This window comes from Phyllobacterium sp. GQ127 (genome assembly GCF_059758635.1).
In genome coordinates this window covers 198,010-212,062 of the sequence record NZ_JCAXDZ010000002.1, presented here as the reverse complement: position 1 = coordinate 212,062, position 14,053 = coordinate 198,010, and the positions used below count along the sequence as shown (strand labels likewise).

15 protein-coding genes and 1 tRNA gene are annotated in these 14,053 nt (G+C 49.7%); 7 read left to right on the top strand and 9 right to left on the bottom strand.

The window, feature by feature from the left end:
- Positions 1 to 281 precede the first annotated feature (281 nt).
- The 3 genes from AC6CHM_RS09280 to AC6CHM_RS09270 all read left to right on the top strand — a co-directional run bounded on the left by AC6CHM_RS09280 (position 282) and on the right by AC6CHM_RS09270 (position 3,587).
- On the top strand, positions 282 to 1,790 hold the full coding sequence (locus AC6CHM_RS09280) for a hypothetical protein (RefSeq protein WP_498172822.1): 1,509 nt from the start codon (positions 282 to 284) through the stop codon (positions 1,788 to 1,790).
- A gap of 238 nt (positions 1,791 to 2,028) precedes the next feature.
- Entirely contained in the window at positions 2,029 to 3,201 is a 1,173-nt protein-coding gene (locus AC6CHM_RS09275; RefSeq protein WP_498172821.1) for a hypothetical protein, read from the top strand.
- A gap of 11 nt (positions 3,202 to 3,212) precedes the next feature.
- A complete protein-coding gene (locus AC6CHM_RS09270) occupies positions 3,213 to 3,587 on the top strand; it encodes an STAS-like domain-containing protein (RefSeq protein ID WP_498172819.1) in 375 nt (124 codons plus the stop codon).
- A 695-nt stretch (positions 3,588 to 4,282) separates the two neighbouring features.
- Here AC6CHM_RS09270 and AC6CHM_RS09265 read toward each other — a convergent pair.
- Genes AC6CHM_RS09265 through AC6CHM_RS09250 form a run of 4 tightly spaced genes read right to left on the bottom strand, consistent with a single transcriptional unit; the run spans position 4,283 to position 5,271 of the window.
- Positions 4,283 to 4,471, bottom strand: a complete 189-nt coding sequence (locus AC6CHM_RS09265; RefSeq protein WP_498173313.1) for a hypothetical protein — start codon at positions 4,469 to 4,471, stop codon at positions 4,283 to 4,285.
- 41 nt (positions 4,472 to 4,512) lie between these two features.
- On the bottom strand, positions 4,513 to 4,722 hold the full coding sequence (locus tag AC6CHM_RS09260; RefSeq protein WP_498172818.1) for a hypothetical protein: 210 nt from the start codon (positions 4,720 to 4,722) through the stop codon (positions 4,513 to 4,515).
- Entirely contained in the window at positions 4,719 to 5,099 is a 381-nt protein-coding gene (locus tag AC6CHM_RS09255) for a hypothetical protein (RefSeq protein ID WP_498172816.1), read from the bottom strand. The genes AC6CHM_RS09260 and AC6CHM_RS09255 overlap by 4 nt, the downstream gene beginning before the upstream one ends.
- Position 5,100: 1 nt before the next feature.
- The gene (locus AC6CHM_RS09250) at positions 5,101 to 5,271 is read right to left on the bottom strand and encodes a hypothetical protein (RefSeq protein ID WP_498172815.1); all 171 of its coding nucleotides are present in this window, start codon (positions 5,269 to 5,271) and stop codon (positions 5,101 to 5,103) included.
- A 124-nt stretch (positions 5,272 to 5,395) separates the two neighbouring features.
- Here AC6CHM_RS09250 and AC6CHM_RS09245 point away from each other — a divergent pair, with 124 nt between their 5' ends.
- Both AC6CHM_RS09245 and AC6CHM_RS09240 read left to right on the top strand, forming a co-directional pair.
- Positions 5,396 to 5,806: a helix-turn-helix domain-containing protein gene (locus AC6CHM_RS09245; protein ID WP_498172813.1), complete on the top strand. Its 411-nt coding sequence runs from the start codon at positions 5,396 to 5,398 to the stop codon at positions 5,804 to 5,806.
- A 53-nt stretch (positions 5,807 to 5,859) separates the two neighbouring features.
- On the top strand, positions 5,860 to 6,828 hold the full coding sequence (locus tag AC6CHM_RS09240) for a site-specific integrase (RefSeq protein WP_498172812.1): 969 nt from the start codon (positions 5,860 to 5,862) through the stop codon (positions 6,826 to 6,828).
- Positions 6,829 to 6,860: 32 nt separating this feature from the next.
- Here AC6CHM_RS09240 and AC6CHM_RS09235 read toward each other — a convergent pair whose 3' ends face one another.
- Positions 6,861 to 10,481, bottom strand: a complete 3,621-nt coding sequence (locus AC6CHM_RS09235; protein ID WP_498172810.1) for an SIR2 family protein — start codon at positions 10,479 to 10,481, stop codon at positions 6,861 to 6,863.
- Between the two features lie 435 nt (positions 10,482 to 10,916).
- Between AC6CHM_RS09235 and AC6CHM_RS09230 the strand changes: the two genes are divergently transcribed.
- Together AC6CHM_RS09230 and AC6CHM_RS09225 are read left to right on the top strand one after the other, a co-directional pair.
- The gene (locus tag AC6CHM_RS09230) at positions 10,917 to 11,144 is read left to right on the top strand and encodes a hypothetical protein (RefSeq protein WP_498172809.1); all 228 of its coding nucleotides are present in this window, start codon (positions 10,917 to 10,919) and stop codon (positions 11,142 to 11,144) included.
- Between the two features lie 416 nt (positions 11,145 to 11,560).
- Complete coding sequence (locus tag AC6CHM_RS09225; protein ID WP_498172808.1) at positions 11,561 to 12,391, top strand: hypothetical protein; 831 nt, start codon at positions 11,561 to 11,563, stop codon at positions 12,389 to 12,391.
- A gap of 10 nt (positions 12,392 to 12,401) precedes the next feature.
- Here the strand turns inward: AC6CHM_RS09225 and AC6CHM_RS09220 are convergent, their stop codons facing one another.
- The 4 genes from AC6CHM_RS09220 to AC6CHM_RS09205 all read right to left on the bottom strand — a co-directional run bounded on the left by AC6CHM_RS09220 (position 12,402) and on the right by AC6CHM_RS09205 (position 14,050).
- Entirely contained in the window at positions 12,402 to 12,932 is a 531-nt protein-coding gene (locus AC6CHM_RS09220) for a hypothetical protein (protein ID WP_498172806.1), read from the bottom strand.
- Positions 12,932 to 13,426, bottom strand: coding sequence for a hypothetical protein (locus AC6CHM_RS09215; protein ID WP_498172804.1), 495 nt, complete (start codon positions 13,424 to 13,426; stop codon positions 12,932 to 12,934). The genes AC6CHM_RS09220 and AC6CHM_RS09215 overlap by 1 nt, the downstream gene beginning before the upstream one ends.
- A 42-nt stretch (positions 13,427 to 13,468) precedes the next feature.
- The gene (locus tag AC6CHM_RS09210) at positions 13,469 to 13,738 is read right to left on the bottom strand and encodes a hypothetical protein (RefSeq protein WP_498172802.1); all 270 of its coding nucleotides are present in this window, start codon (positions 13,736 to 13,738) and stop codon (positions 13,469 to 13,471) included.
- Between the two features lie 238 nt (positions 13,739 to 13,976).
- Positions 13,977 to 14,050, bottom strand: a tRNA-Gln gene (locus AC6CHM_RS09205).
- Positions 14,051 to 14,053 lie beyond the last annotated feature (3 nt).

Here is a 14,053-nt window from a genome sequence, read left to right as displayed (position 1 = left end):
TACTACAGCCAAACAGCCCAATATGATTGTTTTCAAAATTTCACCCCTATGCCCCTCGCAAGTTCGCAGACCGCTGATCAGTCGTCAATCACAGCACGAAGAAAATTTGGAACGTTGGAAACGCTGTCCATCTAGTATCAAGTAATCACGAGTTGTGGCGTTCAAGATTTAATGATCTCCCAACTTCTCGGTTCACAGTGCAGCGATCAGTAGGTCCTCAGGCTGAAAGCCTTCGTCCGCTTTAAGCATACTGTCGTTTTATACATTTGGGTAACTTGCGATTGAAAGCCACGCGAAAAGCAAGAACACCAAGCGCAGAAGATCATCGACGAATTGATGCAGGAATGTTAATCCTTACATATGTACTTTCGCTAAAAGCCCGAGGTGTCAGCTTGCAAATATCTCAAGATTTTATTGACAATCTGGTGGCTAACCCTTCGGAAAGTCTAAATGTCGAAATAAAGCGATGGATAGACCCCGCAACTAATCACGGCGCGTCTAAGCTCGCCATCGGGTGCATGGCGCTCCGGAATCGAAACGGCGGGTACTTCATTGTCGGTATTGATGACAAAACTCTACAGCCCGACGTAGCAAACACTCTACCCGGCGTGCAGAGTGCATTCCATCAAGATATTGTTCAGGCACTGGTCTCCAAGTATGCCTCTATTCCATTTGAAATTCAGGTTGGGTTCGCGAACCGCGACGGCATGCAGTTCCCGGTCATAGCAGTTGGCCCGGGGGTAACGGTACCAGTGGCTTCCAAACGTGAACTAGTCGATGGAACAAAGAAGCTGGTTCACCAGAATGGTGTCTATTTCCGAACGCTAAATGCAAACGGAATCCCTAGCTCATCCCTGGCTACCTACAATGATTGGCGCGAGATAGTCGACATCTGTTTTGAGAATCGCGAGGCCGATATTGGGCGATTCCTCCGACGCCAACTCGGCGTGGAAGGAGCAGCCCGTTTCCTCCAGTCCATTGGTAGTGAAATTACTCGGAACATGTCGCTAGAAGAGCGAGCCACGAAGCTTCTTGACGAGAATACAAGCCGATTGGATCAAGTTTTTCAAAGTGAAGAGTTCACGTCGGCGGCGGGTATCCTAATGAAGAAGGGCTCTTGGTCGGTGCAGATGATTATCGACCCGGCTTTACCTAAAATAGATTCCGATCAAGAGTTTCTGAACAGGGTTGCGTCAGCAAATCCAAGATATACGGGTTGGCCGGTCTGGCTAGACTCGCGCAATTTCAAAGACAGAGCCTCTCATCCTCGAAAAATCGAAAAAGGATGGGAAAGCATTATTATCAACCTTGAGAGCGAGTGGAGCGGACTACACGCTGACTATTACCGAATGCATGCCCGTGGCGAATTCTATCTGTGGAGGGTTCTACAGGACGATTTAACGGATAAGTACTCTCCCGGTACGATCTTTGATCCGAGTCTAATGGTTTATCGTGTGGCCGAAACCATCGCCGTTGGACTTGCTATGGCTAAGGCACTCGGGTGTGAAGAAGAAACATCCTTGCTTGGTTTCGCTTTTCGTTGGAACAATCTCAAAGGTCGAAAAATCGAAGCATGGGCTGACCGTCGTCGATACTTCTCGGATTGGGGCGTATCTCATGATAACGGTGCGGTGGGTTATGTTGAGGTTCCTTTAGAAACGCCTACCGACGCAATCGCTCCCTACATTAAAAATGCAACGGCGGAACTGTTCGGCATCTGGGGTGGGTTCGAATATCCTATGCCTGCTATAGAGCAGGCTGTCGAACAACTGGTCACCAGAACGATGTAGAAGCTTGGGTCGGATCAATCTCGTCATCTGGTGCGCGCAAAACGCCGTTGAATCTGACCCATAATTTTGATCGTATCTGAGCGCGATTGTTTGGTTCAATCTGTTACCAACGATAACTGTTATTATCACTACCAACAGCCACACTCTCGCAACCCAGTTTAAATGACAATCTCTTTTAGGTTGTAGTCTCTGGCCATGATGTGCGACCTTCGCCGAATAATTGGTGGGGAAGCTTTAATTGAAATTCATGGACTATAGTCGGCGGCTTGTAATGGCTAGGCGCGCGATGCGCCTACATGCCCGCGAATTGCGCTCAAAAGAAAAAAGAAAATATAAGCGCGTTATGATAGCTACCGGTGAGCGCGTAACCGTATTTCGTAGTACTGGCACTTCATCTGCTATTGCATCATCAAAAGTTCTTATGCCGGAGGTGTTTTGCCTCGATGGGAACACTTCCGAAACGATCAAGTTCCTTAGCGGGATGCGAAATACCATACTTCGGCGGGCAGTTGATGTTGCCACAAAGTCTCCTGCTAACCGCAAACCCTTTGGGTTAGAGCAACTCTTTTCCTATTACGACTTTAAAAGCGTTAAACAAATTACGCCCACTGCCGCGCTCGTTTTGGCGGCGTTGTATGATCGCCAAAAGTTTATTGCTGGTCGACGGCTGAACACCGTTGATGAGCACCTTTGGGATCCTTATGTACTCAATGTTCTAAAATCACTAGGCTTTCACCAATTGCTTGAGATGAAACGGAACAGTCCAGCCGTGCATAAAGATAACAACGTGCGGATACTGGAATTCGTCTCAGGCGATCAGGCTGACGGTTCATCTGCCGGTGCTATCCAAAGTGCTTTGGTAAAACTTCTTCCCGACCAGGAAGGTGAACGTCTACTGGATGTTGAGCCGTACGCTGGTATGCTCGAAGCAATACTTAACTCCCGCAGTTGGGCTTATCCGAACGATATGGAGTGGGATTTTCCGCAGCTAAAGCGATGGTGGATGACCGGTTCCGTCAATTTTAAAGAAAAGTTAGTTACGGTTATGGTATTTGATCAAGGAGTATCAATACCAGTGAGCTTGCCCAAATGGGAACATTGGCCACTTCTAAAACGGAGAGCTCAAAAACTCGCGGTGCGCGCAAAAATCCTACACCCAGTGGATCATTATACTAATGACGGCGTTGCTATTGCACTCGCAATGAAGATTGCAAAGTCAGCGACAGGGTTACCACAGCATGGAAAAGGTCTACATAGTATGGTAGAAGTTGTGGAAAGAGCAAAGTCGGGGCGGCTAAGGATTATGAGCCGAAACGGCGATTATATTTGGGAAAAAGGCAGAAAGCCGAAAATTTCTACCCATGAATTTCCTATTGGTGGAACTCTGATCGAATGGAAGCTCAAGCTCTAATGGACGTGTTGATGACCGATCGCACCATTTTCATTTCAAGGGAATTTTCGCAGTTTCCAGGGCCTCGCTATGAGGTTCACGGCCCAGACAGCGGCGAACTGTTCCGCATTAACATTTTGGCACCGGCACTAACGAAAGCTATTGAAGATTCTTCGATAGTTACCGTAGTGTTGGATGAGGTTGCAGGCTACGGCTCATCGTTTTTAGACGAAGCGTTTGCTGGGTTACTACGCAATGGATTTTCCTACGAAAATGTCATGAGCCATCTGCGTATCGAAGCGCGTACCAATCGTTTTCAACACCACAAAGTTACGGCCTTGAAGTACATTGAGGAAGAGAGAAAGCGACAAGCTAAAGCATCTACGTCACAAGTGATGCATTCGTAGTGCTGCTTTTATCAGGTCTCTTTGGTGCATTCCTTGGCGCGACCGTTACATTGTTTTTCAATCTTTGGAAGCACAGCCGGGACGAGTTTGACAAAAGATGCGATGACCTATGCAAGATCGTAAGTGACTCGGCGGCGTTAGGAGTAGCATATTGGTCGGATGACTTTTCCTCAGGGAAAGAAACTGTCAAGTTCGCTGTCGCTGAGGCTCATATTAAGGGAATCCAATCTCTTATAGACGGAACCTATGCGGACATTCGAGAAAGTTTGCATAAACTTGCTTTGGATAACACAGACGAGGTCTTATCAGACTATACGTCTTTGTTAACAGGGGGAGAATTTTCCGAACCTGGCCGTCCAACATCGCCAGATAGAGTGAGCAAAATTCCACCACAAGCTAGCAACTTCATTATCGCTGTCCGTAGAGCTAGCAGAAGTACCATGCCCTACTATCGCGTCCGTCAGCATATTCGTTCCAATCGTGCCCGTGTGCTCGATATGCCAGATTGCAAACAGACCAATGCGAATGACGTCTGAGCTGCGAATTAGGCTTAATGGAAAGAGGTTATTTCCACATCCGCGAAACGCGCTCCTGTATGAGCTCATCCTCAACCTGGTCCAGCATGCGTTCGGAAGTACCCTGCAGCCTTTGTGCAAGCCGCAGGATCGCTATTGCCAGCCATATGCGAAATAACCTCATCGCCAAGCCCCTTGACGGCTTTCGGGATGCAAGGCGTGTTCTATGATGTCTAACGCCTGGCCATCAGCCACGCCGTCCTCAGCGTGGTCTAGTTCGCGTTCATCGTCCTCGTAGTCAGGATCGCCGTCTATCTCGTCTAGGAGTGCGACAAGGCTTTCTATAGCGCTTTCCAGCCTTTTGCGCATAGATCGCGTCACCGGCATGAATAGAGTGTGCTTTGCTCCGCTCATAATTGCACCGCCGATATGGTATTTCTCAACTCCTGTTCTGCACGCTCGAAGGCTTCAATCGCTCCACATAGCGTATTGGCAACAGACCCCAGCATTTCATCGGTGAGAAGGCTCGTTGTGTTCAACGCGACCCATGCAGTGCGAGTAATATCCAAGCCCTTCTGGAGACTATCCTGCACATCGATCATGTTATCGCGGGCGTTCATGGCCGTGTCTCCCGCTCTTGCCATGATGGCATTTCGGTAATCAACTTTTGCGCAACCTCGGCCACAAACTCAGGATTGGCATTAGTCCAAACTTCGTCCGTTATTGCGAGAAAGAACCAGCGTCCTCGCTCGCTTCTTGATGATGGAACCCGTGTTCTCGCTTCTCGTACGACATCACCTAGAACGCCGTTCACCATCTCCAGAAGGTCATTCATTAGTTCGCCAGCCTTGTTCAACGTAAACTTTCGTTCCGAGCTTAGCGAGCGCGGTTGACTTTCGAGGCCTGCTGCCACTTGAGAGATGGTCTGGAACTGCTCGTGCACAGTTGCTAGTTCTTCGATGCTTAGAAGAGTGAGATCCGGCGCAAAGTTGACCATTTTAATTGCCTCCTTTGCTGAGGCGTTCGAGATTGCGGCGCCATTTCATTGACCCCTCAGCACGGCCGACATATTTCTTCGGCTGAATTAGAAGCGTTTTCAGGCTGGTGATGGTGGCGAGGCGAGCTGTAGACAAAGCTTCGCAGGTCGCCGGAAACGATTGTTTCGGCATTGTCGATTCCTTATTTGTGTTTAATAACTAGATTTGGTATTATGTTAACTATGACAGGCAGAAAAGGTTTGTCAACGTCAAATTATGTGTCATAACTAGTTTAATAGTGAAAATAGGGTAATCCATGCTTACTACTGGAAATCAACTAAAGGCAGCGCGCGCTTTGATCGGGATGGATCAGACAGACTTGTCCGTTCGCGCTGGGGTCAACGTGAATACAATTCGAAACATGGAAGCGGCAGGATCAAACCAGATTGCCGGTCGAGCCCAGAATGTCCAAACTGTACAGCGTATCCTTGAGGTAGCTGGTATTGAATTTTTGAACCATGGGAAGCCGGGCGTTCGCTTAGCTGTCAACACCGACGCACCGCCATCCTCTCAACGCGAGCTAGACGGCGCATGGAATTTTGGACGCGAAGCTTATCAGGATGATCCAGTGAGCGGATTAGACCGAAACCCCTTTACGCACGGGACCGACCTTTATGAGGCCTTTGAAAACGGCTTTGAAGAGGAATCGCGCAAGGGCGTCGACTAGATATCGCGAATACCACTTATCGCTACCAATGCTGACTGGAGGGTTTGCAAACAATGAACGCTGTCCAATCCATAGCCATCCTTGAACCGAACGCCGTTTCTGCGGCCGAGGAACTCAGCCAGACATCGCGTGACTTCGGTAGCGCCGCTTTGTCGACCAACACCACCCGAGCCTACAAAGCTGATTGGAAAGAGTTTCAGACTTGGTGCGCGGCACGTGAGCGTTCATCGCTGCCAGCTCTACCGGCCACTGTAGCGAATTTCGCCTCGATGCTGGCCAGCGACGGTAAGAAGGTGCCGACAATCGCCCGTAAGCTTGCAGCGATCCGTTTCTTTCATCGTGCCGCCGATATGGATAATCCAGCCGATCATGCTGGCGTGGCGGCCATTCTCAAGGGAATACGCCGCACAGTCGGCACAGCACCTCACCAGAAGGCCCCGGCGACCGTAGACGTTATTCATGCTCTATTGGCTCAGGTGCCGCGCAACACCCTTCAGGGCAAGCGGGATCGCGCATTGCTGCTAATCGGCTTTGCAGGTGCATTCCGGCGCTCTGAGCTGGTAGCGATCAATGTCGAGGACCTGACATTCAACGAACTAGGCGTCGATGTCTTTCTCCCGCGCTCAAAAACCGATCAGGAAGGCAAAGGGCAGTCTGTGGCACTGCTCAATGGCAAAGCACTGGCGCCAGTTGATAAGCTCAAAGAATGGCTATCCGCGGCCAACATAACCACTGGTTCATTGTTCCGGCCGATTAGTCGTGGCGGTAACGTTCTCGCAGGCACACTTACGGGGCAGTCTGTGGCACTGATCGTTAAAAGGTATGCTGACGCTGCTGGATTGGACATGTCGAAGCTGTCCGGCCATTCCTTGCGTGCCGGCTTCGTGACCTCAGCGGCCGAAAACCGTGCAAGCATCTCTCGCATTATGGAAGTGACGCGCCACCGCGACCCGCGCACCGTAGAAACCTATGTTAGACGTGCCGATCGGTTCAAAGATCATGCCGGTGACGGGTTCCTCTGAAGCCAACCTAGCCTGTATGTCTTGCTGAAGGTTCACCTCGATACCAGGTCGCGCAGACGTCTCCAAGCTCTTGTATTGCGCATGTCTGGTGCGGAGACTGCAATATCATCTAAGAGCTTGGCGAGCTCGTTCGGAGAGTAGGCTGGCTCTGCCGCAATGATATGATCTGCAACAGCTAGCACCTCCCGGGGCCATCGCTTTGCTAGCGTCTGGCGATCGTCTTCGGCATTCTGGCGCCTTTGACGAAAGATAAACATATCTGGATGTTCTACTGGTCTCAAATAGTCGATAATCACCGAAACGACCTCGGGGAACCGGTCAGGGTTATCTTCCGCAATTCGCACCATTGTTTCGCTCGCATTCCCGGTTTGGAACCTGGCTTCTTGAGGCCAAATTGCTGAAAAGAATTTTTTCCCAAACGACGGCCACTGGTCATCTTCTGAAACAATTTTGTGGAGCATCCACAGCGCTGATTGGCGGCCGATGTCGTCTATACCTTGCAATGCCGTTCTACATTCGACATCACTTGGATATCGTTGATCATGTTTATTCCAGAACGTCGCAAGTATTAAGAATTTAGCTGTGTGCCGTTGTAATTCCTCGTCCCTTAGCCAATCCAATCGCTCATCAAATATTTTCAAAAAGTTCTTTTTTATTAAGCCAAAGAGCTCCGCTGATTGGGGAACGCGTTCTCGAGATAATAGCCCGTTCCATGAGGCCTCACCACGTGGCGATGCAATATCAAAGATTGGCAGAACTGCTTTCGTCGCCCAAGACTTATCGACGGCGTAAAGCCAATCGAGCTGCTCACCGACCAAGGATGCTGCGTGGTCAGCACCTTCCCCTAAGGACAAGAGGCATCTTTCAACTCGCCTCGTAAAGTCCTCAGGAAGTCCTTCATTGCGCTTGAATTTTCGCCCACCGAGCGACTTAAACAGTGCACACACCAGATGTCCTATTGGGGCATTGATCGCATGAATCAGCGTCTTCCTAGACCGCTCCACTATCCGCCCACCGATCCGTGCGTCCCCCACCCCACTGACCGTGACTTCTTCGCCACCATCTAACAGAGCATCAAACACCGCGTCCCAGACCCGGTAAAATGTTTTGCTATCCCGAACTGCAATCGTAGCCAAATGGGTCTCAATCCAGCTGGTCGTGTAATAACGCAATTCCTTTTGCGAACTTAGTGGCAGCGCCGCTATCCGCCTACCACAGAGACCAAGGAGACGTGGTGGTGTCTCATCGGGCCAACTCGAAAGAATCTGTTGCCAAAACTGATTAGGAAAATTGCCTCTGCGGCTCTCTGCGGCTAACGCGGCGAGAGCACGAGCCGGGCTTTCACGCACTAACCCCTCAAACGGAGCAGACTCCACCAACATGGCATAGTCATGACCAGATAACTCGGTAGCTTTCGCGATGACTTCGGAAGTCTTTATGTGCGTTAGCCCACTTGCATCGAGTCGCCGTTCAACCGCACCGCCTCGTCCTTCCATATCGTCGTCAGCGTTGGCTTCCCAAGCAATTCGCCAACCAGGCTGATTTCTGCATGCTTCGAGAATCCTCAAGGCCTCAGGGGAGAGTGCGCAATTGTTTTGATATAGCCAGCCAAGACGGCTGCCAATGTAGTTCCGCCTTCTCGATGTAATTTTATCGGAGTCAACGTCCAACAATGCACTTGGGACCTTAAAGATTCGTTTTTCTAGTTCTTGGCGCCACTCAGGTAAAAAATCGCGCCATCTTGCGCGAAGAAGATGAAGCAGGTCCCGTTGGAGATAGGGGCTCCAGAAGGAGCCCTCTTGAAGATTCAAGAGCCCTAAATAAACAGAGTCAGTCGTGAAGAGATTCTCGATCTTCCACGCATATAGCCTAAACTTATCGAAAAAATATCCATCGTTCTCTGGCCATTTCGCGACCTCGAGAAGTGCCGACGCCGGATCAAACTTTGTTAGCGATTCGAAAAGTTCTACAGCCCACAGGAAATTCGCGTCAGGCCCATCGGTACTCACGTATCGCTCACCAGGTCGGCTGTCCGGTTCAATCGATGGAAGGCGAAAGAAAGAAGCGGAACGCCCCGTCTCCTCCAGAAGTACGATCGTGCTTTCCAAACTTTTCCTTAATATTGAGAAGGCCCGCGAAAGTGCATCTTCGGGTATCTCAATTGCTTGACCATGCCGAGATGGGCAATGGACCCTAAAGCTAACCACATTGTGCAAGTCTTGATCGTCACCAACTGATGGCGGCAATTTGGTGAGATCGAAGGTATCGATGACGAGTCTTGGCGAAATCGCCTTTTCGAAAGCGCGGAATGTAGTGTTCGTCCATCCAGCGCGTTTCAGAAGAGCCACAAAATCGAACCATTCAAGATCATGAATATCATCATGACTATGCTGTTGGACTTCTGATAAAAGAACCCACGTCCGCCACGCTACGTCATCAAATTTCTCGCCATGACCGGTTAATCGCCTATTCACTCCCCAAATAAGATCAGGATGCAAATTAAGCTGCCTTGAGGCCCACCAAATAGCAGCCGGTTGATGTGCGATGGCCTCGAACCATCGCGCCAATGACCAAAGTCGGCGTGGCACAAGGCCACGACGGTTCGGTAAAAAACCCGCAAGTCGAGTGAATGTATTCTGGTCGGTATCAACCAATAGAGTTGACAAAAGGTCGATGCCGGCGGCTTGGGTTATGGCATTCGTCGGCCTGGGCGGATCGTCGTCTAATCCATACTCCTCGAGTGGGTCTATTTCTACTTTGTCTTTTCCATATCCTTCGGGGGCAGGCTGAGCATAGCGGACGTGACGATCAAACACGCACAGCCACTCGGCACAAGGAGGCGGAATCGTATCAGCAAAGGCCTTTGCACCGTCCGCGGTCGCCGCTATCGCAGCAATTTGTCCGCGTTGGTATGGTTTGAGACAACGAGGAGATCCGTGGGTCAACAATAGGGTGGTCTGTCTCCACATCTGTGGGTCATCAGCGCGCTCAGCCCACATTTTTAGAGTTGCCCAAAGATCTTCGAAACGATCGAATGGAATCCCAATAACACCTAGATCGCGCCACTTGGCTTCAACTTCGCTTTCCTCACCCCTGTCGAATGCATAAATCGTTCTCAGTTTTGCAGAAGTGCTGGCGTGCAACCCTTCTAGAAGATATCGGATGGGCGGATCGCCGGCGGAATAGCCAAGAAGAACGACAACTCGTCGTTCTAGCAATTGCCTTATAAATGTCGTCGCCCAACCGTCCGCCAAGTATGCTCGTCCAAAATCACTAGAGCCTAGGATTAGAGAATTTGAAGCACCGGCCGGCAATGGATTTGCCAGGCGACCGTGAAGATATACAATTCCGGAATGAATTTGATCTCCCGACACAGGAGGCAACATCGGAGGATGCCACTTTTTCAAACCGGACCTTGCGCGTTCGAAAAGGAGATCGAAATTTGTTGTAACCACAAATGGATTTCCAGTCGCGTCCTTGGATAGTCTCAAGACGATATCATGGTTGTCGACATGAGCGTTGCGTGGAGTCTTTAAGAGCGTGGTTACCTCTTTCTCGACTTTTCCCGAGGTGTATTCTCTTTGAAGCAACCCGAAAATCTGGTCGAACGGTGGAGCAAGCTCGGGATCATTCTCTTCGATTGCCTTCGCCATCTGAGCCCCAACCTTTGATGTTGGAGAGACACCTAGCCTTTTCATCACCTGAACTGTCAGCTCAAAGAAGCTTAGAAGCCCCGCGGGTTTCGAAACACCCGCCCCGCAAAAAAACACTACCTCTCCTTGATCACGGAGTGTGAGTAGTTCGTTTGGTATTGAGGGGCCGTTTTCTGCGAATCTCATTGCCCGATCTTTCAATATGATCGACCAATAGGGAGTTGATTATCGAGAACGTCAAGCGGCTCTAGTGTGGGAAACACGACATTACTCACAGACTAATCAGGAGGTGGTCTGTAATTTTTCAAGGTGGATAAGGGCGTGGACCAATCCAGAATACATAGCCACGACCCACGTGTTACGAGTGTTACTATCGCCGCGGTTTTACGCACCGATGCAGGGTGATCTATTGGATTGGATGGAAAGGGAAGCTGTATGATAGATCTGTTTAACAAGATGGTTGAGGCTCATAGCAAGGAGTTGTTACGCTGCGTCGGGTCTGGAGGCCAGTACAAGATTGAACAGGCTCAGCGAATGGCCATGTTTGCGGCTCTCATGGTGCTGCTGGAGTATAAGGGCGATGATCCTGATATCACACTGCGCGAAGCCGCCATAAGTTCGCTTGCAGATCTTCTACTCACAAGGGATGGAGCAGCAGGATGAACTACGAAGAGTGGGCGCAAAGACCATCGAGGCCGCATTCTTAGCTCCAGTCCGGGTAATTTCGATGGCCATTTATCCGCACAGCGCTGCGTTCGTGACTGGATTGCTTCGTTCGTGATGGGCCGCAGATCATCCACTTCAATCCGCGCACATTCAAGACATTTGGTTCGGGAAAGCTATATCGCTGCAAGTGCTCGTATATGTTGCTACAGGCTCGGGTCAATCATTGATGGACATGCGGAAGCCGACAGAATGGCCCGTATCAAGCCACCACACGCCAGAGGGCAAAATCCGGTGAATATGACTTGTGAGATCGAGAACGCACTCAGTGAGTCTGTGTGACGCGAGATATCGAGGACAAATCCCCGCGTATCCGATAAGGAGTTGTAAACACTCCCCTCAACATTGGTCGCCTCATGAACTCTTTTAAACAGAATGCTCTGCTCGCCGCTAAGAATTGGGAGAGGATCGTTTTCTCATTGGCTGGGCTAACGCTGCTGGGATACTCCCTCTTCCTAATCTACGAGGACAAGATAACAAACGCAGCTGTCGTGTTCGGCCTCGGCTTCCTGAGTTTCATTTATGCCAATCTTGCCCGCTTTAAACGCTTCAAAGGACTAGGTTTTGAGGGCGAACTTTGGGAGGATAAGCAAAAAGAGGCAGCTGATCTCATTGAACGACTGAAGAATGTTGTAGCCATATACACCAGAGAAGTGATCATCGGGAAGGTATCCGCAGGGCGATGGGGAAGCGGTGCCGATTGGCAATCTCACTGGAAACTCTATGATGACCTTGTGAATCAGCACGCCGTATTGGGGCAAAAGATCGACTTTTCTGATGTTAAGAAAACGATGGACGATTATTTCTTATTCGATCTATCGTCGCCGCATGTGTCCGCCATCACCCATGCATTAAATTCAGCCAATTCGGAAGCCAGCCAGCTAATCCATAAAGAATTTGGCAGCCCGATTAAAGACTCGGAAGGTTTTGGCAAACGCTTGGACATCCTTAGACGCATTCAAACTAACATTGACGATCAATTCAATCTGTCAGCCAACGGAAATCTTGCCCAATACGTTCTGGATCTATGGGAAAATTCGTCACGTCGTTTCTTAGATGATTTCGATGTCAGCGCAGCACTTGATCAAAAGCATTTGGACCGCCTAAAGCTTCTGTCTCACATTTACAGCAATCGGCCTGTCCTTGTTACAGCAGAACTATTAGAGTGGAGTAAAGAGAAAGCCTAGATTTCGCGCCTTATTTTGTGAAATCTTTCCATAGCCGATCGAAATCATTTCGACCGTTCATATTGGCATTATTTCTAATGCGCCCCGCCAACTTCAAAGCTGCCAACCCCCGTTCTTTGGCTGCGGAATGAAAATCATAGGGATTCTGCTCCCAAGCATTTGCGTAGTCTGCCAACGCTTCGACTATGCCAGTTTGGTTCATAAAAGAGAGGATATCGTCAGCGATACTCTTATCTAACGCCTTCCAATTAATGTCGTCTGCCAGATCTGGAGCAGTTGGCAAAGGCATAGACGTCATATCGCGGTGATTCTGATACTCTCCCTCTCCCATAATGAAAATATACCAGCAGTCCACAGCGTATCGCTCGAGTGCCACCGCGGCCCTCATAGCACCATATTTCGCGTCATCCCTTTTTTGCCACCAAGCTTTTACCGCATCAACTCCAGTTGAAAATAGTGCGGAAACCAATCCAGTGGCCACGACCAGTGTAACGATAGCATACCACGACCAAGCGCTTGCATTGTCAGCGATCGGTTCCATCAATTGTAACGCTGTTGCATGCGCCAAATCTGAATTTGGCTTTCGACACACTCATCATAGAGCGCGAGTCGCTCTGCGTTGGTTCGCGCTGGCACTACGGCGCGACAGTCAGCTTCAGCTTGACTAATGACCACGACCGGCACGACAGGATTGTGACTCGGATCATTGTTCCCATCTTCAAGAGCAGCGCTAAAGTTGGGGAGGTTCTTTTCCGTTTCCAGACAATACCCAAGCATAAATTCGCTGTCCTTCTTGGACTTGGCGACAAGACCGCCTGATATCTTTGCTATCGTACGATCTGCAGTCTTTCGGCTAACACCGCCCTTGATTGCAAGGTCGCGGTATCTCCGAGCGAGCCTATCCCCGTCACCATTGCATATGGGTTTGTAGGCATAGAGATGACCTGCATTGCGTAAATTAGAGTCAGAAAGGGAATCAGCTTGGGCCAACCAAGGCACAAATACAATCGCCACTGCCAATGATGTTCGCCGCATGTTTACTCCCAATAAACAAGTCATTGCAGATTCGCTTGTACTTTAGTGTGTTCGTTCCAACGCTATACTCACAGCAGCGGCCATCTTTTCCATGACATCCTTGAGCTCGTCAGGAGCTATTTTGGAGAAGATCAAAGCATGCCGCACGTGTTCATCCGCCGCGATCATGACTTCGCGCATGGTCTCGACATCCCATTTGCTGCCAATCGTGTTAATCATCTCGATTACGACGGATAACTTGGCAAGGCATTCTACTAAACCAGTGTAAGGAACATCTTCAATAAATCGTCCCGGAAATTGACTGTCAGTCATTTTTTTCTCCCTGTCCGCTCAACCTTGCAGAGGAAACTTCCCTCCCCTTTGCCATATCAGCACACGAAGCCATGGCGTCCGTCAATCCATGTTGCAGTTCATGTCGCATGGATTTGCCGTGCCTGAGTGAAAACCCTTGTAAATCAATGGTATCATGTTGCATCGAGTTGCAACATGAAATTGGCCTACGGCAAGCACCTGCCTTGGTTTAACTAACTGATTTTACACTGGAAAATGTTGGCTGGGGAACCTGGATTCGAACCAGGACTAACGGAGTCAGAGTCCGTGGGTCTACCGTTAACCTATTCCCCAACA